The sequence below is a fragment of the Pseudacidovorax sp. DMC4 genome (assembly GCF_056314265.1).
The window spans coordinates 232972-253130 of record NZ_JBQUYR010000004.1; the positions used below are offsets into that span (position 1 = coordinate 232972).

A 20159-nucleotide genomic window follows, 5' to 3' on the forward strand; every position below is an offset into this window, starting at 1 on the left:
AATTGCCGTTTGGCGCTCTACAAGCGCCGATCATTCGTGGTGCAGCGGCTGGACCGGCAACACCAGCCGCATCCGCAACCCCGGCTGCGCGCCCTCGGCCACCAGACGCCCGCCGTGCAGGGTGGCGACGGCGCGCACGTTGGCCAGGCCCAGGCCGTGGCCGGGGAGCTCGGGCTGCAGGCGGGTGAAGCGCTCGCCGATGCGGGCCAGGTCGGCCTCGGGCACGCCGGGGCCGTCGTCCTGCACGTCGACGATGGCCTGGCCGGCGGCCATCGCGGTGCCGAGGCGCACGGTGCAGCCGGGGCCGCCGTACTTCAGCGCGTTGTCGACCAGGTTGGCGATGGCACCGGCCAGCAGGTCGCGGTCGCCGTCCACCCAGGCTTCTTCCGTGGGTTCGCGCAGCAGCCGTGCGCCCTGGCTGTCGGCGACGGCCTCGTACAGCTCCGCGACGTCGTCGGCGATGGTGTGCAGGGCCACGGGCGCGAAGGCGCGGCGGCGGGCGCCGGCCTCGGCCTCGGCGATCTGCAGCAGCTTCTGGAAGACGGTGCCCAGCTCCTGCAATTCGTGCACGGCGCGGTCGATGGCCTCGCGCCGCGCGTCGTCGCCGGTGCCTGGCGCCTGCGCCGCCTGCAGACCCAGCAGGGCGCGCGTGAGCGGCGTGCGCAACTCGTGCGCGATGGTGTTGGAGACATGGCGCACGCCCTCCATCAGTGACTCGATGCGGTCGAGCATGGCGTTGATGTCCTGGCCCAGGCGCGCGAACTCGTCGTCGCCCGATGCCATGTCCACTCGCTCGGCCAGCCGGCCTTCCTCGGCGATGCGCCCGGCCGTGAGGCGTACCCGGCCCACGGCCTGCTCCAGTTCCTGGCGGAACACGAACACGCCGCCCACCAGCAGCAGCAGCGCGATCAGGCCCGCGGCGGCACTGGCGCTGACCACCAGCGATTCAAGCGCCTCCTGGTCGCCCAGGTCGTGGCCGACCACCAGCAGCGCGTCGCCCGGCAGGCGACGGACCGCCAGATAGCCCGTGATGGCGCTGCCGCCGCGCAGGGCGCGCTGCTGGCCGTCGCGGTTGCTGGCGGCATCGGCGGGCGGCGCATCCAGGTTGCCGGCCAGGCGCGTGCCGTCGGGCTGCCACAGGCCGTAGAGCTCGGTGTCGGACTGCCGGCCGTCGGCCAGCGCACGGCCGATGGCGGCAACGACGGCGTCCAGGCCCTCCTGCTCGGCGCGTGCCAGCATCTGCGTGGTGGTGGTGCCCACCTGTCGCGCAATGCGCTGGTGCAGCACGCCCACCGTCTGCAGGTACACGATGGCCAGCGCCGCCATCATGGTGATGGCCACGAGCACGGCGTACTGGAAGGCGAGCCGGAAGCCCACCGAGGCCCACAGGCGGCGCCAGGCGCCCATCAGGCGGAAGACTCCCCGGGCTCTGGCGCCGCCAGGCGGTAGCCCACGCCGCGCTCGGTATGGATCAACGGCGGGCCGCCGGCGCCGTCGAGCTTGGTGCGCAGACGGCTGATCTGCACGTCGATCACATTGGTCTGCGGATCGAACTGGTAGTCCCACACGGCTTCGAGCAGCATGGTGCGGGTCATGACCTGGCCCGCGTTGAGCATCAGGCAGGCGAGCAGGCGGAACTCGCGCGGCTGCAGTGCCACCGGCTTGCCGCCGCGCTCGGCCTTGCGCGTGCCCAGGTCCAGCCGCAGGTCGGCCACCTGCAGCACGCGCTGCTCCGGGCCTGGCCGGGCGCGGCGCACCAGGGCCTCGGCGCGCGCCGCCAGTTCGGAGAAGGCGAAGGGCTTGGCCAGATAGTCGTCGCCGCCGGCCTTGAGGCCGCGCACCCGCTCGTCCAGCGCGCTCAGGGCACTGAGCACCAGCACCGGCGTGCGCAGGCCCAGGTTGCGCAGCGTGCCCAGGATGGCGAGCCCGTCGATGTTGTTGGGCAGCATGCGGTCGAGGATGACCAGGTCCCAGGCCTCGCCCGTGGCGCGCGCCAGCGCATCGGCGCCGTCGCGGCTGATGGCGACGGTGTGGCCCATGCGGCGCAGGCCGTCGGCGATGTAGCGGGCGTTGGCCTCATCGTCCTCGACGAGCAGGCAGCGCCAGGGCAGGGTCTCGCTCATCGGGGCAGCTCGGCGCCTTCGACCATCAACCGCAGCCGGCGCACGCCCTGCCATTCGTCGGCGTCGAGCCGGAAGGCCAGGCGCACGCGGGGCGGCAGCGGCTCGGTCTGGCCGAACCAGATGCCGTCCACGGGCTGGCCGGCCAGGCGCAGCTTGAGCGACAGGTGCTTCTCGCCCACCAGCCGCTGCGAGACGACCTCGACCTCGTCGCTGAAGGTGGGCGGCGCAAAGCCCTGGCCCCATACCTCGCGATGCAGCGTGTCGACCAGCTCCACACGCAGGTACTCGCGGGCGATGGGGCCGTCGGTCTCCAGCCGGCGCGTGAGCGTGGCGGCATCCAGCCATTCGGCCGCGACCTGGGCCAGCGCCCGCTCGAACACCGGGAACTGCTCGCGCGCGATGGTGCAGCCGGCCGCCATGGCATGGCCGCCGAAGCGCAGCAGCACGCCGGGGTGGCGCTTGGCCACCAGGTCCAGCGCATCGCGCAGGTGAAAGCCGGGGATCGAGCGGCCCGAGCCTTTGAGCTCGTGCGACTTGCCCTCGGCGCCGCTGGCCGCGAAGACGAACACCGGCCGGTGGTGCCGGTCCTTCAGGCGCGAGGCCACGATGCCCACCACGCCTTCATGGAACTCGGGGTCGAACACGCTGATGGCGGCGGGCATGCCGGCGGCGGATTGGTCCTGGCCCTCCACGGCCTGCTGCATGCCGAACAGTGACTCGGCCAGCCGGATGGCCTGATCGCGCATGCCGCCCTCGATGTCGCGGCGCTCCCGGTTGATGCCGTCGAGCAGCCTGGCCAGCTCGTCGGCACGGCCGGGGTCGTCGGTCAGCAGGCATTCGATGCCCAGCGTCATGTCGGCCAGCCGGCCGGCGGCGTTGATGCGCGGGCCCAGGGCAAAGCCGAAGTCGAAGGTCGTGGCCACCTCGGGCCGCCGGCCGGCGGCGCGGAAGAGGGCGGCCACACCCGGCGGCATGGCACCGGCGCGGATGCGGCGCAGGCCCTGGGCCACCAGGCGGCGGTTGTTGGCGTCGAGCCGCACGACGTCGGCGACGGTGCCCAGGGCCACCAGCGGCAGCAGAGCATCCAGCTTCGGCTGTTGGACACCCGGAACGTTCCAGGCGCCGCGCGCACGCAGCTCGGCGCGCAGCGCCAGCAACACATAGAACATGACGCCCACGCCGGCGATGCTCTTGCTGGCGAAGTCGCAGCCCGGCTGGTTGGGATTGACCAGCACGTCGGCGGCCGGCAGCTCGGCGCCGGGCAGATGGTGGTCGGTCACCAGCACCGCGAGGCCCAGCGCGCGCGCGCGGGCCACGCCCTCCACGCTGGCGATGCCGTTGTCCACGGTCAGCAGCAGTTCGGCACCGGTGGCGGCCACGCGCTCGGCGATGGGCGGCGTCAGGCCGTAGCCGTCGGTCACGCGATCGGGCACCAGGTACTGCACCTGGCGCGCGCCCAGCAAGCGCAGGCCGCGGATCGCCACCGCACAGGCCGTGGCGCCGTCGCAGTCGTAGTCGGCCACCACGCAGATGCGGCGGTCGGCGGCGATGGCGTCGGCCAGCAGGCGTGCGGCGGCATCGGCGCCGCGCAGGCCGGCGGGCGGCAGCAGGCGGGCCAGGCCGTCGTCCAGCTCGTCGGCCGAGGCCACGCCGCGGGCGGCATACAGGCGCGCCAGCAGCGGATGCAGGCCGGCCTGTTCCAGCGCCCAGGCGGTGCGCGGCGGCACATCGCGGGGAATGATCTTCACAGCGACTCCAGCACGGTGGCGACCTCGGGCGCGCGTTGCAACCAGCGCTGCAGCAGGCCGCGCTGGCCCTGGTAGCGACGGGCGGCGCGGTCGCCGCACAGGGTCAGCGTCACGGGCTCGCCGGCCCGGCTGCGGGCCAGCCATTGCGCGATGGGGCCGGCGTCGAGCGCGGCCCAGGCGGCGGCCCAGGCCTCGCCATGGTCGTCCAGCGCAGCGGGCCGCAGGCGCTCGTCCACGGCGGGCTCGGCGGCCGGCGGATGCACGACCGCCGCGCGGCCGGTGCCGCTGAACCACAGCGAATTGACCAGCAACTGGCGGCGTTCGCCACGCGCGTCGTTGACCGGGTGGTTGTAGAGCAGCATCTGCATCTCGTTCTGCAGCCGCCGCAGCGTGCGGGCGCCGTCGGCCATGGGCAGCCAGGCCTCCAGCGGCTGGCCGATGGCACGGTCGAGCGAGGCCGTGGGCAGCTGGTCGAACACCGGTCCGCTGGCCAGCCAGGTGCCGGGCGCGTCGGTGGCGAAGAGATGGATGTCGTCCTCTTCGAAGAAAGGCCGCACGGCGGCCAGCAGGGCCTGCGATTCGGCCGGCTGCACGCCCAGGTGCGAGGGATCGATCAGCACCACCTCGCTCATGCCGGCCTGCCAGTGGCACAGCGTGACCCAGGCCCAGGCCTGGTCGGTAGCGCCGGGCAGGCCGGCGCGTCGGGCCGCCTGCGCGGCCCAGGGCAGGGTGCCGTCGGCGGCCGGGGGCAGGCCCAGCGCGGCGGCGCGGGCGCGCTCGTGCGGCGGGGTGAGGCTCTGCTCTTCCTGCACATCGGCCGCGGCCTCGGGCAGGCGGGCGAGCAGGGCGGCCAGGTTGGGCAGCTTCAGGCCGGGCAGGGCGGCCTGGCAGGCAGGCGTGCTGCGCCCGGCGAAGGGGACGATCAGGTGCAAGGGGGAGGAGGAAGCGGGATGCGCGTCGGCGGAAGGCGACATGCGCCGTATTGTCGCGTCCGACGCGGGGGCTCGCGGGCCAATGCCACAATGCCCGGCCCGGCTTCCCGGGGGCTTCCGGCGCCATGCGGCGCTGTCTTCGCATCCATGGCTCTTCCCTACGAACTGCAGCTGGGCTGGCGCTACACACGCGCTGGCCGGGCCACCCGCCGCAACGGCTTCATCTCCTTCATCTCGGGCGTTTCGATGGCGGGCATCGCGCTGGGCGTGGCCGCGCTCATCATCGTGCTGTCGGTGATGAACGGCTTCCAGAAGGAGGTGCGCGACCGCATGCTGGGCGTGGTCTCGCACATCGAGATCTTCTCGCGCGACGGCCAGGCGCTGCAGGATCTGCAGCCCATCATGGACGCGGCCCGCAAGAATCCGCAGGTCATCGGCGCTGCGCCCTTCATCGCCAGCCAGGCGCTGGTCGCCCGCGGCGAGGACATGAAGGGCGCACTGGTGCGCGGCATCGAGCCCAGGCTCGAGCCCGAGGTCACCGACTTTTCGAGCACCGCGCAGAAGGGCGCGCTCGACCGGTTGGTGCCTGGCCAGTTCGGCATCGTGCTGGGCGCCGAGCTGGCGCGCCAGCTCTATGTGCGCGACGGCGACCAGGTCACGTTGATCGCCCCGGGCGGCCAGGTCACGCCGGCCGGCGTGGTGCCGCGGCTCAAGCAGTTCACCGTGGTCGGCACCTTCGATTCGGGCCACTACGAGTACGACTCGGCCCTGGCCATGATCCACGAGCAGGACGCGGCCAAGGTCTTCCGCCTCGAAGGGCCCACCGGCATCCGCCTGAAGCTCAAGGACCTGAACCAGGCCCGCGAGGTGGCCGACGAGCTGGCCAAGACGCTGCCGGGGCAGTTCCTCATCCGTGACTGGACGCGCCAGAACAAGACCTGGTTCTCGGCCGTGCAGGTCGAGAAACGCATGATGTTCATCATCCTCACGCTGATCGTGGCCGTGGCCGCCTTCAACCTGGTGAGCACGCTGGTGATGACGGTGACCGACAAGCGCGCCGACATCGCCATCCTGCGCACGCTGGGCGCGAGCCCGAAGAGCATCATGGGCATCTTCGTGGTGCAGGGCGCCATGGTGGGCGTGATCGGCACCTTCGCCGGCCTGGGGCTGGGCCTGCTGGTGGCCTACAACATCGACATCATCGTGCCGGCCATCGAGCGGCTGCTGCACACGCACTTTTTGCCGCAGGACATCTACCTCATCAGCCGCATGCCCAGCGACCCGCAGCGCAGCGACATCATGCCCATCGCCATCATCTCCCTGGTGCTGGCCTTCGTGGCCACGCTCTACCCCAGCTGGCGCGCCAGCCGTGTGAACCCGGCGGAGGCGCTGCGCTATGAGTAAGGCCCCCACGCTTCCTGCTTCGCATGGTGCGCTGCCCCCCGAGGGGGCGCTGCCCGCCTTGGGGCGGCCCGGCGACGGGCACCCCGCCGTCGTGCTCAAGGCCCGCGGCCTGACCAAGCGCTTCCACGAAGGCCGCATCGACCTCACCGTGCTGCACGGCGTGGACCTGGACGTGCGCGCCGGCGAGACCATGGCCATCGTCGGCGCCTCCGGCTCGGGCAAGAGCACGCTGCTGCACCTGCTGGGCGGCCTCGATTCGCCCAGCAGCGGCACGGTGGAGCTCAAGGGCCAGCCCATGGGTCGGCTGGACGCGGCGGCCCAGGGCCGGCTGCGCAACCAGTACCTGGGCTTCGTCTACCAGTTCCACCATCTGCTGCCCGAGTTCAGCGCGTTGGACAACGTGGCCATGCCGCTGAAGATTCGCCGCGAGGCGCCCGAGAAGGCCGCCGAGGCCGCCCGCGCCACGCTGACGGCCGTGGGCCTGGGCCAGCGCCTGTCGCACCGGCCGGCGGAGCTGTCCGGCGGCGAACGCCAGCGCGTGGCCATCGCCCGTGCCCTGGTCACCCAGCCCGCCTGCGTGCTGGCCGACGAGCCCACCGGCAACCTGGACCGCAGCACGGCCGACACCGTGTTCGCGCTGATGCTGCAACTCGCGCGCGAGCGCGGCACCGCCTTCGTGATGGTGACGCACGACGAGACGCTGGCCGCACGCTGCGATCGCGTGCTGCGGCTGGTGCAGGGGCGGTTGGCGGACTGACGGGCGCTCCGGTATGCGCGCGGCTCAGCGGACTTTTAATCCGTTGGTCGCCGGTTCGAATGCGGCTTCCAGGTGAATGCGAAACCGATGGGAAGGCCGCCGCTGTGTGCGCATTTGCGCAAACTTGCGCAATGTTGTGTAGAGTTGCGCGATGTCAAGCGACGCGGTCATCAAACAGCTCACGGCCGATGGTTGGTATCTGGTTAACACGGTCGGATCGCATCGCCAATACAAGCATCCGACGAAGCCGGGCAAGGTCACGGTCCCGCACCCTAAGAAGGACCTGCCGATCGGTACCGTCAAAAGCATATTGAAACAGGCTGGACTTTGAGTCCTGGGACTATCGAAGGAACGACGATGCTCTATCCCGTCTACGTCCACAAGGACAAGGACAGTGCCTTTGGCCTGACCTTCCCCGATCTTCCAGGCTGCTTCGCCGCCGCAGACGAGTCCGCCGACATTCCCAGTGCAGCGCAGGAGGCCGTCGAGGCCCACTACGGCAGCGACGCTGACCCCATTCCCGCGCCCACGGGCGTCGATCAGTGGGCAGGCAGCAAGGCCTTCAAGGGCGGCTTCTGGATGCTGGTGGACATCGACCTCACCAAGGTGCGCGACAAGGCCGTGCGTGTGAACGTGAGCATGTCCGAAGCGCTGCTGCAGCGCATCGACCAGTACGCGAGCCAGCGCCGCATCTCGCGCTCGGCGTTCCTGGCTGCGGCCGCAGAGCATGAGATGGCCGAGCGCGAGAACTGACGGTGGAGTCGGACGCTGTGAGGCACTCAGTCCCTGGCCTTGCTCCGCTCCAGCAGTAAACCCCGCAGCGTCTCCATCAACGGCGACCACGCCGACCCCGGCCGCGACAGCAGCACCACCGCCCGCGGGATGCGCAGGGCCGCCACCGGCAACTGCGTGAAGCGCTCGGCCGGCGCCAGCTGCATCAGCGAGCGCGGCAGCAGCGTCACCAGGTCGGTGGCGGCCAGCACCGTCAGGTTCATCTCCGACGAGAAGGGCACCTCGACCACGATCTGCGGCGCGGGCAGCCCCTGCCGCGCGTAGACGGCCTCCACGGTGCGGTAGGCGAAGGAATGTTCGGGCCCGAGCATCCAGCCGTAGCCGGCCACGTCCTTCAACGTCGGGCGGGCCAGACGTGTCAGCGGATGCCCCACCCGCACCAGCGGCAGCAGCGGATCGCTGTCGACCTTGGTGCGCTCGGCCGGCAGCGGCATGCCTTCGTACGCGGGCACCAGGGCCAGGTCCAGCGTGCCGTCCTGCACCTGGGCGGCGAGGGCGTCGGAGCGGTCCACGCGCATCTTCACGCGCAGGCCCGGCCGCATGACCAGCATGGGCCCGAGCACCGCCGCCATGCGGTTGCCGCCGGTGGTGTCGGTCACGCCCAGGCGCAGCAGGCCGGCCTGGCGGGCGCGCATCTCGTCGGCCAGCAGCACCGTGTCGGCATATTCGGCCTGCAGGCGCCGCATCTGCTCGGCCACGCGCAGGCCGGCCGAGGTCAGCCGCACGCCGCGCACGCTGCGCTCGAAGAGCTGCAGGCCGAACTCGCGCTCCACCCGCTGCATGGCCTTGGTCAGCGCCGACTGCGTCACGCCCTGCTCCTCGGCGGCGGCCGAGAGCTGGCCGTCGCGGGCCACGGCAAGGAAGTAGCGGATGTCCTGGAGGGAGAGATTCATTCCTGGCGTTCATGGCAAGGCGGGGGATCGGGAATGCTAGAAGACGCCGCCGTGTCATGGATTGCAGGCCATCGAATCCCTTCCGCTCCCCATGGCTTCCCACGCTTCTCCCCACATCGTCCTCATCGTGGCCGACAACCTCGGCTGGGGCGAACTCGGCTGCTATGGCGGCGGCGCCCTGCGCGGCGCGCCCACGCCGCGCATCGACGCCCTGGCCCGCCAGGGCCTGCTGCTGCAGAACTTCAACGTCGAGAGCGACTGCGTGCCCACGCGCTCGGCCCTGATGTCGGGCCGGCATCCGATCCGCACCGGCTGCCTGCAGTCCGTGCCGCCGGGCCTGCCGCAGGGCCTCACGCGCTGGGAGGTGACGCTGCCGCAGCTGCTGTCGCAGGTCGGCTACGCCACCGCCCATTTCGGCAAGTGGCACCTGGGCGATGTGGCCGGGCGCTTTCCGTCGGACCGCGGCTTCGACGAGTGGTATGGCATCCCGCGCACCACGGACGAGAGCCAGTTCACTTCTTCCGTGGGCTTCGACCCCAGCGTGGTCGATCTGCCCTACATCATGGAAGGCCGTGCGGGCGAGCCCTCGCGCGAGGTGAAGCTCTACGACCTGGAGGCACGCCGCGGCATCGATGCCGATCTGGTGGACCGCTCCTGCGCCTTCATGCAGCGCCATGTGGCGGCGAACCGGCCCTTCTTCCTGTACCTGCCGCTGGTGCACCTGCACTTTCCGACGCTGCCGCATCCGGACTTTGCCGGGCGCACCGGCAATGGCGACTTTGCCGACTCCATGGCCGAGATGGACCACCGCGTGGGCCAGATCGTCGACGAGGTGGAGCGCCTGGGCATTGCCGACAACACCCTGTTCATCTTCTGCAGCGACAACGGCCCGGAGTTCCGCGCGCCCTACCGCGGCACGGCCGGCCCCTGGCGCGGGACGTATCACACGGCCATGGAAGGCAGCCTGCGCGTGCCCTTCATCGCGCGCTGGCCGGGCCGCATCGAGCCGGGCCGCGTGAGCAACGAGATCGTGCACGTGACCGACATCTTCACCACCCTGGCCGCCGTGGCCGGTGCCGAGTTGCCGCAGGACCGGCCCATCGACGGCGTGGACCAGCGGGCCTTCCTCTTCGGTGAGCAGCCGAAGTCGGCGCGCGAGGGCTTTCTCTTCTACATCAAGCAGGAGTTGCGCGCGGCCAAGTGGCGCGACTGGAAGCTGCACTTCTACTGGGAGCCCGAGGTCAACCAGGGCCAGGGCAAGCTGGAGTCGCCCTACCTGTTCAACATCACGCGCGACCCCAAGGAAGAGACCGATGTGCTGGTCTTCAACACCTGGGTCATGGGCCCGGTGCTGCGCATGATCCGCGACTTCAACGCCAGTGCGGCCGCGCATCCGCACACGCCGCCCGGCCAGCCCGATCGCTGAGCCGCACCCCTCGAACAACTTCCGGAAGCAAGCCCATGACCACCTCCACTGGCCGCCGCCACCTCCTGCGCCTTGCGGCGTTCGCCGCCACCACGGCCCTCGCCCTCGGCGCCCATGCCGAGCAGCCCTGGCCCGAGGCCAAGCCCATCACCTGGATCGTGGGCTTCGTGCCCGGCGGCTCGGTGGACGTGCTCACGCGCGCCTTCGCCAAGGCCGTGTCCGACCAGATCGGCCAGTCCATCGTGGTCGACAACGTGCCGGGTGCCTCGGGCGCGCTGGCGCTCAAGCAGGCGGCGCGCGCCAAGGGCGACGGCTACACGCTGGTGACCGTGCCGGGGCCCGTGCTCTTCGGCCAGAAGCAGCCCGAGGTGGGCCGCGAGCTGCAGGCGGTGGGCCTGCTGTCGCAGGGCCCCATCGTGCTGGTGGGCGGTGCGGGGCTGGCGCCGACGGACCTGACGTCGCTGATCGCCGCGATGAAGAAGAACCCGCAGCAGTGGGACTACGCCAGCTCGGGCATCGGCACCGGCCAGCACCTGGCCGGCGAGCTGTTCAACCAGATGGCCGGCACGCAGATGCTGCATGTGCCGTACAAGGGCGGCGGCCAGGCGGTGGTGGACATCGTCGGTGGTCAGGTCAAGCTGGGCATGCTGGGCGTCACGCCCGTGCTGGCGCAGATCAAGGCGGGCCAACTGCGCGCCTATGCCGTCACCACGCCCTACCGCATCCCCAGCCTGCCCAATGTGCCGACCATGAGCGAGGCCGGGCTCAAGGGCTATGAGGCCACGCAGTACTTCGCCGTCGCTGCAGCCAAGGGTGTGCCCGAGCCGGTGGTGGCGCGGCTCAATGCCGCCATCGCCAAGGCGGCCGAGAACCCCCAGGTGAAGGCGGCTCTGGAAGCCGGCGGCCAGTTGCCGGGCCACATGTCGCCCGCCGAGGCGGAGAAGTTCGTGCAGGACAGCCTGCGCAAGTTCGGCGACGTGGCCACCAAGGCCCACATCGTGCTGAACTGAGTGGGCCGGGCCGCTTGGGGTCGCGCCTCAGCCGCCGACCCAGGCCTGGACCTCGATCTCGACCCGCGCGCCCTGGTAGAGGGCTGCCTGCACGCACGAGCGCGCAGGCAGCCCTTGTGTGAAGTGCCGGGCGTATTCCTGGTTGAACGCGGCGAAGTCGCCGAGGTCGGCCAGCCAGATGGTGGCGCGCACCACATCGGCCATGCGGGCACCGCAGTCGGCCAGGTTCTGGGCCACGCGCTCGAGCACGGCGCGCGTCTGCGCCTGGATGTCGCCTTCGATGATGCGGCCCTGGGCATCCATGGGCAGCACGCCCGAGACGAACAGGAAGCCGCCGGCGCGCACCGCCTTCGAGAAGGGCACCGGCAGCGGGGTGGGAAAGCGTTCGATGGGCATCGTGGTTGCGCAGTGCCTCAGTGGGACGGGGCCGCCTGGCGGCGGATGACCTGACCCTGGCGCGCGTCCGTGTGCCGGCCGCCCTGCCAGGTGATGGCACCGTTGACGATGACCGCCTCGATGCCTTCCGCGGGCCGCGTGGGCTCGGCATAGTCGGCCGCGTCGCGCACGGTGCCGGCATCGAAGACCACGATATCGGCGGCCTGGCCGGCTTCCAGCGTGCCCCGGCCGTGAAGCCCGAAGTTGCGGGCCGTGAGCCCGGTCATCTTCCAGACGGCGGTCTCCAGCGGAAACAGGCCGACGTCGCGGCTGTAATGGCCCAGCACGCGTGGGAAGGTGCCCCAGAGCCGAGGATGCGGCTTGCTGCCGACGGGGATGCCGTCCGAGCCGATCATGGTGTCGTCGAAGGCCAGGATGCGCTGCACATCGCCCTCGTCCATCAGGAAGTAGATGGCGCTGCCCGGCTGCAGCCGGCGCGCGGCCTCCACGCGGTCCACGCCCCAGTCGCGGGCGATGTCGTCCAGGTCGCGGCCGGCGCATTCCGGATGCGGCAGGCTCTCGGCGATCAGCACGCGGCCTTCGAGCATGCCTCGGTCCGCGCGGATCATGGTCGAGCCCGCCGTGTAGGGATAGCAGTCGAGGCAGACGCGCTGGCGCTGCATGGCCTCGCGGATGAAGGGCAGCGTGACCTGCGACTTGCCGAAGTTGGGCGTGTTCTGCACCTTGTGGTGGGAGACGACCACCGGCACGTCCAGCGCGCGGCCGATGCGGAAGGTCTCTTCCAGCGAGGTCATCACCTGGTCGGACTCGTCGCGCATGTGGGTGACGTACAGGCCCCCGGTGGCGGTGAGCGGCCGGCAGACTTCGATGATCTCTTCGGTGGTGGCCTTCACCGCGGGCGGATAGAAGGTGCCGGTGGAGACGCCGATGGCGCCTGCGTCCATCGCTTCCTGCACCAGCGCGCGCATGCGTGCGATCTCCTCGCCGTTCGCTTCGCGGTCCAGTGCCGGCATGGTGACGGCGCGCAGGGTGGAGTGGCCGACCATCGCGGCCACGTTGACCGACGAGGGGCGGGCACGCAGCGCATCCAGGTAGTCGGCGAAGCGGGTGAAGCGCTCCTCGGCGGGCACGTCGATCAGGTTGAGGGGCATGGGCAGGTCCATGTCCCGCCGCAGCGGCGCGGCGCTGATGCCGCAGTTGCCGGCGATCACGGTGGTGACGCCCTGCGAGACCTTGAACGGGATCTGCGGCTGCGACAGCACCGCCTGGTCGTCGTGCGTGTGCGAGTCGATGAAGCCGGGCGCCACGATGCGCCCCGTCGCGTCGATCTCCTGGGCGGCCCGATGGTCCGCCAGATCGCCGATGGCGCTCAGGCGGCCGTCGCGCACCGCCACGTCCGCGCGAAAGCGGGGCGTCCGGCGGCCGTCGATGATGGTGCCGCCGCGGATGATCAGGTCGTGGTCACGGGTGCTGTCGGTCATGGTGTGGGGCAGTGATGGCGGAGGGTCAGCGGAAGTGGCAGGCCACCTGATGGCCGTCGCCACGGGACGTGAGGGCGGGCGCCTGCTCGGCGCACAGCGGCTGGGCCAGTGGACAGCGCGTGTGGAAGCGACAGCCCGACGGCGGATGGGCCGGGCTCGGTGGATCGCCCTGCAGCAGGATGCGCCGTGCCGGCGTGCGCGGGTTGGGCACGGGCACGGCTGACAGCAGGATCTCGGTGTAGGGATGTCGCGGCTGGGAGAAGACGGCATCGCGCGGGCCGATCTCGACGATGCGGCCGAGGTACATCACCGCCACGCGGTGGCTGATGTGGCGCACCACGGCCAGGTCGTGCGCGACGAACAGGTAGGCGATGCCGAATTCCGCCTGCAGGTCCATCAGCAGGTTGACCACCTGCGCCTGCACCGACACGTCGAGTGCCGAGACGGGCTCGTCGCAGACGATGAGCTTGGGGTTGAGGGCCAGCGCGCGGGCGATGCCCAGCCGCTGGCGCTGCCCGCCGGAGAACTCGTGCGGGTACTTGGCCGTGGCCTCCGGCCGCAGCCCCACCTTCTCGAACAGCCAGCGCACCCGCTCTCGCCGCGCGGCGGCGGAGGACATGCCGAAGTTGCGCAGCGGCTCGGCCACGATCTCGCCGGCACGCAGGCGCGGGCTCAGCGAGGCATAGGGGTCCTGGAAGATGATCTGCACGTCCCGCCGCCGCAGGCGCATCTGCTCGGGCGACAGGGCGAGCAGATCCTCGCCGTCCAGTCGCACCGACCCCGAGGTCGGCTCGATCAGGCGCATCACCGACTTGGCGGTGGTGGTCTTGCCGCAGCCCGATTCACCCACCAGCGACAGCGTCTCGCCGCGTGCGATGTCGAACGAGACCTCGTCCACCGCCTGCACGGGCGGTCTGGGGCGCGCCAGCCAGCGCCGCGGCGACACATAGTGCTTGCGCAGGGCATGCACCGACAGAAGAGGCGCTGCGCCGGCGTTCGGAATCGCGCTCGTGGCGGTGGCAGTCATGCGGCGGGCTCCAGGGCATGGGTCGGCAGGCGTGCCTCCTGCACGGCAAAGCAGGCGACGGCGTGATCGCCGCCTTCGCGCATCAGGGGCGGCACCTCGTTGCGGCAGCGGTCGGCGGCCCACGGACAGCGCTCCGCGAAGGCGCAGCCGCGCCTGGGCGCCTGCGGCGAAGGAACCAGCCCGGGGATCTCGGTCAGACGTGCGCTGTGCGTGTTCATCGCGGGCATCGATGCCATGAGCGCACGCGTGTAGGGATGCAGCGGCCGGTCGAAGAGATCGACCACGTCGGCCTCTTCGACGGTGCGGCCGGCATACATCACGACCACGCGGTGGCAGCTCTCGGCCACGACGCCCAGGTCGTGCGTGATCATCACCACGCCCATGCCGAGCTCCTGTTGCAAGCGGCGGATGAGGTCGAGGATCTGGGCCTGGATCGTCACGTCCAGCGCCGTGGTGGGCTCGTCGGCGATCAGCACCTCGGGATTGCAGGCCAGCGCCAGCGCGATCATCACCCGCTGGCGCATGCCGCCCGACAGCTGGTGCGGGTACTCGTGCACGCGGCGTTCGGGCTCGGGAATCTGGACCAGCCGCAGCATCTCCACGGCGCGCGCCAGAGCCTGCGCGCGGCCTGCGCCCTGGTGCAGCTGCACCGTCTCGGCGATCTGCCGGCCCACGCTGAGCACCGGGTTCAGCGAGGTCATCGGCTCCTGGAAGATCATCGAGATGCGGTTGCCGCGGATGGCGCGCATCTGCTTCTCGCTCAGGGTCAGCAGGTCGGTGCCGCGCAGACGCACCTGGCCGCGGATGCGGGCCGGTGGCGTGGCCAGCAGCCGCATGATCGACAGGGCCGTCACGCTCTTGCCGCAGCCCGACTCGCCCACCACGCCCAGGGTCTGGCCGGCGCGCACGGTGTAGCTCACGCCGTCGACGGACCGTGCGGGGCCGGTGAGCGTGTCGAAATGGGTGTGCAGGTCCTGCACTTCCAGCAGGGTCTCGCCCACCGGCAGGCGGGGCTGGGGGGAAGCGGCTGTCATAGCTGGCGGGCCAGGCGGGGGTCCAGCGCGTCGCGCAGGCCGTCGCCCAGCAGGTTGATGGCCAGGACCGTGGCCGCCAGCAGCAGCCCGGGATACAGGATGATGTGGAAGGCCACGGCGACGAAGTTGCGGCCCTCGGCCATCATGTTGCCCCAGCTCGGCGTGGTGGAGGGCACGCCCACGCCCAGGAAGGACAGTGAGGCCTCGATGAGCACGGCAGAGGCTGCGACGAAGGTGGCCTGGACCACCACCGGCGCGACCATGTTGGGCAGCACATGCCGCACCAGGATGGTGGGTAGCCGTGTGCCCACGGCATGGGCGGCCTCGACGAACAGCTGCTCGCGCAGCGTGAGTGCCAGCGATCGCACCAGCCGGACCACGCGCGGAATCTCTGGAACGGTGATGGCGACGATCACCGTCGTCAGGCTGGCGCGCGTGATGGCCATCAGCGCGATGGCCAGCAGGATGCCCGGGATCGCCATCAGCCCGTCCATGACGCGCATCACCGGCCCCTCGGCCCAGCGCACGAAGCCCGCCACCAGGCCCAGGAACACGCCGGCCACCGTCGCCAGCACGGCCACCGACAGCCCGACGAGCAGGGAGACGCGCGCGCCCCACACCGCCCGGCTGTAGACATCGCGGCCCAGGGCATCGGTGCCGAACCAGTGCTCGGCCGACGGCGCCTGCAGCCGCGCCAGCGGATCGATGTCCTGTGGGTCGTAGGTGGCGAGCCATGGCGCCGCGAACGCGAGCATCACCATGGCCACCAGCAACAGCGCCCCCAGGATCAGCGTCGGGTGCTTGCGCGCCCAGCGAAAGCGCGGCACCTTGAAGGGAACGTCGGCACCTGCGTTCGGTGGCGACACGCCCGCGGCGGAAGCCGTGGAGCTCATTTCATTTCTCCTGAGTGCTTCGCATGAAGCCGGCACGCGAACATCCCTCGAATGGCCGCGGAGCAGGCCAAGCCAGGGCGCCCGAGGAACTGGCTTTGCCAGGCCTCTGGGCGCGCCCCCCTCCAAGCCGAAGGCGCAAGAGAGGGGGGAGCCGCGAAGCGGCATGGGGGGTGTCTCATCTCAATACCTGATGCGAGGATCGAAGAGCCGATAGCTCAGATCGATCAGCAGGTTGATCAGCACATACACCCCGGCCGACAGCAGCAACACGCTCTGGATGACCGGGTAGTCGTGCCGCTGCACCGAATCGACCACGAGCCGGCCCACGCCGGGCAGTGCGAACACGGTCTCGGTGACCACCACGCCGCCGATGAGCAGCGCGATGCCCATGCCGACCGTGGTCGCGATGGGCACGGCCGCATTGCGCAGCGCATGCCCCAGCACCGGCAGCACGCCCAGGCCCTTGGCGCGGGCGGTGCGGATGTAGTCCTCCTGCAGCACTTCGAGCACGGTGGCCCGGGTCATGCGCGTGATGAGGGCGATGTACACCAGCGCCAGGTTCAGGCAGGGCAGCGCGAGCGAGCGCAGCCAGGGAAGGACGCCCTCGGAGAGGGGCACATAGCCCTGCACCGGAAACCAGTCCAGCCGCACCGCCAGGCCATAGATGAGCAGGTAGCCGACGAGGAAGGCCGGAACGGAGAAGGACAGCACCGCGAACACCATCACCAGCCGGTCGATGAAGGCACCCGCCTTCCAGGCGGCCAGCGTGCCCAGCGGCACGGCCAGCAGCAGCGTGAGGGTGATCGTGAGCAGCGCGATCGACAGCGTGGGCTCCAGCCGCTGGGCCAGCAGCTGCGTGACCGGCACCTGCGTGAAGATGGAGGTGCCCAGGTCGCCCGTGGCCAGGCGGCCCAGCCACAGCGCGAACTGCCGCCACAGCGGCTGGTCCAGGCCGAGCGCGGCGCGCAGGCGGGCGATGTCGTCCGCCGTGGCCAGGTCGCCGGCGATCAGGGCCGCAGGATCGCCCGGCGACAGGTGGATTAGCAGGAAGACGACCACCGCCACCACCGCCATCACGGGCACGGTGGCCGCCAGGCGCCGCAGGATGTAGCCCATGCCGTATCAGTCCCCGTGCGTCACTTGTCGAGCTGCCAGACCAGCGGCAGACCGCCGCTGAGCTTCTCGACACCCTTGAGCTCCTTGCGGGCCGCGATGGCGGGCGAGTACTGGCCCACGTTCACGTAGGGCAGGGCCTCCCAGGCGCGGGCGTGGAAGGCGTCGAGCGCCTCCTTGCGCCGGGCCGGGTCGGTGGCCTTCAACCAGGCCATGCGCAGTTCGTCCAGCTTCTGATCGCAGGGCCAGCCGGGCAGGCTGTTGCCGCAGGCGGCACTGAGGTAGGCGTTGGTGATCGGCGAATCGGCGTCGAAGCCGCCGGCCACGGTCACGTACATGCTCCAGCCGCCGGCGTCCGGTGCCTCGCGCTTGGCACGCCGGGCGCCGATGGTGGCCCAGTCGGAGGTCTGCACGTCGACGTTCATGCCCAGGCTGCGCAGCGTCTGGACGGCCATCAGGCCTTCGGCATTGAGGTAGGTGACGTCGCTGGGCAGCAGCAGCACCACCTTCTCGCCCTTGTAGCCTGCGTCGGCGAGCATCTTCTTGGCCTGGGCCAGGTCGGGCGTGCGGAAGGGCTCGGCACCGGCGAAGCTCTCGTTGGGCCCGCCGCAGAGGAAGAAGCTCACGCAGCTGGTCAGGCGCATGTCGCGCGGGTAGCCCATCGCCGCCATGAAGCGTTCCTGGTTCACCGCCTTGGCCACCGCCTGGCGCACCTTGGGATTGTTGAAGGGCGGATGCAGCTGGTTCATGACCATCCAGCCCTGCCAGGAGCCCGAGGCCTGCACCTTGACGTTGGCGTCCGCACGCAGCGGCAGGATGTAGTCGGGCGGCACCTGCTCGATGAGGTCGACCTCGCCCTTCTGCAGTGCCGAGATGGCGCTGTTGGCGTCGGGCAGGTACAGCCACTCGACGCGGTCGAAGGCCGACTTCTTGCTGCCCGCGAGGTTGCTGGCGGCCTCGGTGCGTGGCACGTAGTGCGGGTTGCGCACGAACACCGCCTTGTTGCCCGGTACCCATTCATCGCGCTTGAACACATACGGGCCCGAGCCCAGCACCTCGGAGATCGGCGAGGTGGTGGGCAGCTTGGCCAGCCGCTCCGGCATGACGACCGGCGGGAAGCCCGAAGGCTTGGAGAGCCCTTCCAGCACCAGGCCGAAGGGTTCCTTGAGCGTGAGCGTGAAGGTCGTGGCGTCCACCGCCTTCCACTCGGGCGAGGAGATCGCCGTCATCGCGCGGCCGATGCTGTCGCGCCCGGTCCAGCGCTGCATGGAGGCCACCGCGTCGGCGGCGGTCACGGGGCTGCCGTCCGAGAACTTGAGGCCGGGCCGCAGGGTGAAGGTCCAGAGCCGGCCATCCTTCGAGGTGCTGTACTTGTCCACCATCTGCGGCTTCGGCACGCCCTTGTCGTCCAGGCCGAAGAGCATGTCGTAGACCATGTAGCCGAAGTTGCGGGTGATGTAGGCCGTGGTGAAGGTCGGGTCCAGGATCTTCACGTCGGCATGGGCCACGACCTTCAGCGTCTTGGTCTGGGCCAGTGCGGGCAGGCTGCACAGGCTGGCGGCGGCACCCAGGCTCAGGGCGGCGAGAGAGGCAAGCAGTCGTCGTTTCATCGTGGGGACTCCGGAAGGCGGGGAGGACGGGGGAATGCGGACAGGAAGGAGGGACGGGCGCGTCAGTCGAGTGGCCACTTGGGCCGGCGCACCTTGCGGTAGGGCAGGGTGCGCAGATCGAGCGTCACGGCGCCGGGCGCGGCCGCGTAGATCACATGCCGGCCCACCTTCGAGAAGGAGGCCTGGAAGTGCTGCGACGACTTGACCACCACGATCTTCTTGGCGGCCAGGTCGCAGCCGAGCTGGGTGAAGGCATCGGTGCCCATGGCCTGGTTGCGCAGCGTGATCAGCAGGATCTCGATGCCCGCGGTCTCGACCAGCGCGCTGTCTCCGACCGGAAAGGGCGCGCCGCCCAGGCCGGTCATCACCATCTCGGGCATCACGGCCTTGACCGTGCAGTCGAGGTCCAGCGGGTCGCCGGACAGCGGGCCGATCTTGCCGCCGATGCGAAGGGCCAGCCGCGCGCCGGCGCCGGCCTCGAAGGCGATGCGCGCGGCGATGGGGTCCCACATCGGGCCGATGGCCGCGTTGCCGATGCCGCGTTCGAGCATCCGCCGCAGGATGAAGGTGGAATCGCCGGCCGCGCCGCCGCCCGGGTTGTCGGCGCCATCGGCAATGATCACCGGCCCGCCGTCGAAGGCCAGGGCCTCGTCCAGCGCGGCGTCGATGGCCGGATAGGACACGGCGAGCGCCTCGCGCAGGCCGATCAACTCGTCCGCCAGCTGGCGTGCCAATGCCTGGGCCTTGGCGGCGTCCCCATCGGCATAGACCAGCAGCTTGGTGCCCATGTCCGGCACGTCGCCCCAGGCAAAGCCGTGCGACACCGAGATGGACAGGATGCCGTCCCTGCCCTCCAGCGCCTGGATGCGGTCCACGAAGCCGCGCGCCGGCTGCCGCGAGGTGTGCATGGTGACGATCATGTCGCAGTCCACCACCGCGGCCACGGGCCGGACGCGGCCCTGCACCTGGGCGGCGCACAGGTCCACCAGCTCGAAGGCGCGATCGAGCACGTCGGTGTGGGGATATTCCTTGTAGGCGATCAGCAGGTCGGCGTTGTCGACCATGGCTGCGGTGAGATGGTTGTGCGGGTCCAGCTCCGCGCCGACCACCACGCCGGGGCCGACGATGGCCCGAACGCGCGCCAGCAGGTCGCCCTCGCAGTCGTCGTAGCCGTCGGCGACCATGGCGCCGTGCAGGCCCAGCACGACCATGTCCACCGGGAGCGCCGCCTGGAGATCGGCCAGCAGCTCATCGCGGAGGCTTTCGTAGGCCTGGCGCGTGGTGGTGCCGCTGGGCTGGGCTGCGGCCACCATGCCTTCCTTCAGGATCCAGCCGGCCTCCTTGCCGCGCAGCCGCGCGGCCCACAGCGGGCCGGCGAAGAACACCATGGTGTCCGGGTGCTCGCCGGCCTTGAAGTAGCCGCGGTCACGGAACGACGCCATGCCCGTGGGCATGGGGGCGAAGGTGTTGGTCTCGGTCGCCAGGCAGGCGCTGAAGACGCGCAGAGGGGTCATGGCAGT

19 protein-coding genes are annotated in these 20159 nt (G+C 70.7%); 6 read left to right on the forward strand and 13 right to left on the reverse strand.

The annotated features are described in order from the left end of the window. Positions 1–30: 30 nt before the first annotated feature. From ACT54X_RS09785 to ACT54X_RS09800, 4 genes are read right to left on the reverse strand one after another with little or no spacing between them, the layout of a single operon-like run. On the reverse strand, positions 31–1407 hold the full coding sequence (locus tag ACT54X_RS09785) for a HAMP domain-containing sensor histidine kinase (RefSeq protein ID WP_476346282.1): 1377 nt from the start codon (positions 1405–1407) through the stop codon (positions 31–33). Continuing rightward, positions 1407–2123, reverse strand: coding sequence for a response regulator transcription factor (locus ACT54X_RS09790; protein WP_294367297.1), 717 nt, complete (start codon positions 2121–2123; stop codon positions 1407–1409). Before ACT54X_RS09790 ends, ACT54X_RS09785 begins: the two co-directional genes overlap by 1 nt. Beyond that, positions 2120–3871 (reverse strand): single-stranded-DNA-specific exonuclease RecJ, encoded by a 1752-nt coding sequence (gene recJ, locus ACT54X_RS09795; RefSeq protein WP_476346284.1) that lies wholly within the window; start codon positions 3869–3871, stop codon positions 2120–2122. Before recJ ends, ACT54X_RS09790 begins: the two co-directional genes overlap by 4 nt. Further along, positions 3868–4845: a hypothetical protein gene (locus ACT54X_RS09800; RefSeq protein WP_476346286.1), complete on the reverse strand. Its 978-nt coding sequence runs from the start codon at positions 4843–4845 to the stop codon at positions 3868–3870. The genes recJ and ACT54X_RS09800 overlap by 4 nt, the downstream gene beginning before the upstream one ends. A gap of 105 nt (positions 4846–4950) precedes the next feature. On the opposite strand from ACT54X_RS09800, the gene ACT54X_RS09805 reads away from it, so the two are divergent. From ACT54X_RS09805 to ACT54X_RS09820, 4 genes are all read left to right on the forward strand, one after another. Beyond that, positions 4951–6207: a lipoprotein-releasing ABC transporter permease subunit gene (locus ACT54X_RS09805; RefSeq protein ID WP_294367303.1), complete on the forward strand. Its 1257-nt coding sequence runs from the start codon at positions 4951–4953 to the stop codon at positions 6205–6207. Further along, entirely contained in the window at positions 6200–6964 is a 765-nt protein-coding gene (gene lolD, locus ACT54X_RS09810; protein WP_081682451.1) for a lipoprotein-releasing ABC transporter ATP-binding protein LolD, read from the forward strand. The genes ACT54X_RS09805 and lolD overlap by 8 nt, the downstream gene beginning before the upstream one ends. Before the next feature lie 151 nt (positions 6965–7115). Continuing rightward, positions 7116–7295, forward strand: coding sequence for a type II toxin-antitoxin system HicA family toxin (locus ACT54X_RS09815; protein ID WP_294367307.1), 180 nt, complete (start codon positions 7116–7118; stop codon positions 7293–7295). A gap of 26 nt (positions 7296–7321) precedes the next feature. Further along, positions 7322–7717, forward strand: coding sequence for a type II toxin-antitoxin system HicB family antitoxin (locus ACT54X_RS09820; RefSeq protein ID WP_294367308.1), 396 nt, complete (start codon positions 7322–7324; stop codon positions 7715–7717). 26 nt (positions 7718–7743) lie between these two features. Here ACT54X_RS09820 and ACT54X_RS09825 read toward each other — a convergent pair whose 3' ends face one another. Then, positions 7744–8649: a LysR family transcriptional regulator gene (locus ACT54X_RS09825; protein WP_476346290.1), complete on the reverse strand. Its 906-nt coding sequence runs from the start codon at positions 8647–8649 to the stop codon at positions 7744–7746. 91 nt (positions 8650–8740) lie between these two features. On the opposite strand from ACT54X_RS09825, the gene ACT54X_RS09830 reads away from it, so the two are divergent. Both ACT54X_RS09830 and ACT54X_RS09835 read left to right on the forward strand, forming a co-directional pair. Continuing rightward, on the forward strand, positions 8741–10075 hold the full coding sequence (locus ACT54X_RS09830) for an arylsulfatase (RefSeq protein ID WP_476346292.1): 1335 nt from the start codon (positions 8741–8743) through the stop codon (positions 10073–10075). Between the two features lie 35 nt (positions 10076–10110). Further along, a complete protein-coding gene (locus tag ACT54X_RS09835; protein ID WP_476346294.1) occupies positions 10111–11085 on the forward strand; it encodes a Bug family tripartite tricarboxylate transporter substrate binding protein in 975 nt (324 codons plus the stop codon). 27 nt (positions 11086–11112) lie between these two features. Here the strand turns inward: ACT54X_RS09835 and ACT54X_RS09840 are convergent, their stop codons facing one another. The 8 genes from ACT54X_RS09840 to ACT54X_RS09875 form a co-directional block, all read right to left on the reverse strand. Further along, positions 11113–11481, reverse strand: coding sequence for a RidA family protein (locus tag ACT54X_RS09840; RefSeq protein WP_294367316.1), 369 nt, complete (start codon positions 11479–11481; stop codon positions 11113–11115). A gap of 17 nt (positions 11482–11498) precedes the next feature. Beyond that, positions 11499–12962, reverse strand: a complete 1464-nt coding sequence (locus ACT54X_RS09845; RefSeq protein WP_476346296.1) for an N-acyl-D-amino-acid deacylase family protein — start codon at positions 12960–12962, stop codon at positions 11499–11501. Positions 12963–12987: 25 nt separating this feature from the next. Further along, positions 12988–13989, reverse strand: coding sequence for an ABC transporter ATP-binding protein (locus tag ACT54X_RS09850; protein WP_476346298.1), 1002 nt, complete (start codon positions 13987–13989; stop codon positions 12988–12990). Further along, positions 13986–15023: an ABC transporter ATP-binding protein gene (locus ACT54X_RS09855; RefSeq protein WP_354318337.1), complete on the reverse strand. Its 1038-nt coding sequence runs from the start codon at positions 15021–15023 to the stop codon at positions 13986–13988. The genes ACT54X_RS09850 and ACT54X_RS09855 overlap by 4 nt, the downstream gene beginning before the upstream one ends. Continuing rightward, the gene (locus ACT54X_RS09860; protein WP_476346300.1) at positions 15020–15916 is read right to left on the reverse strand and encodes an ABC transporter permease; all 897 of its coding nucleotides are present in this window, start codon (positions 15914–15916) and stop codon (positions 15020–15022) included. The genes ACT54X_RS09855 and ACT54X_RS09860 overlap by 4 nt, the downstream gene beginning before the upstream one ends. A 180-nt stretch (positions 15917–16096) precedes the next feature. Further along, positions 16097–17032, reverse strand: a complete 936-nt coding sequence (locus ACT54X_RS09865) for an ABC transporter permease (RefSeq protein ID WP_294367325.1) — start codon at positions 17030–17032, stop codon at positions 16097–16099. A 20-nt stretch (positions 17033–17052) separates the two neighbouring features. After that, a complete protein-coding gene (locus tag ACT54X_RS09870) occupies positions 17053–18639 on the reverse strand; it encodes an ABC transporter substrate-binding protein (RefSeq protein WP_294367327.1) in 1587 nt (528 codons plus the stop codon). A 62-nt stretch (positions 18640–18701) separates the two neighbouring features. Next, complete coding sequence (locus ACT54X_RS09875; RefSeq protein WP_294367626.1) at positions 18702–20144, reverse strand: M81 family metallopeptidase; 1443 nt, start codon at positions 20142–20144, stop codon at positions 18702–18704. Positions 20145–20159: the final 15 nt, after the last annotated feature.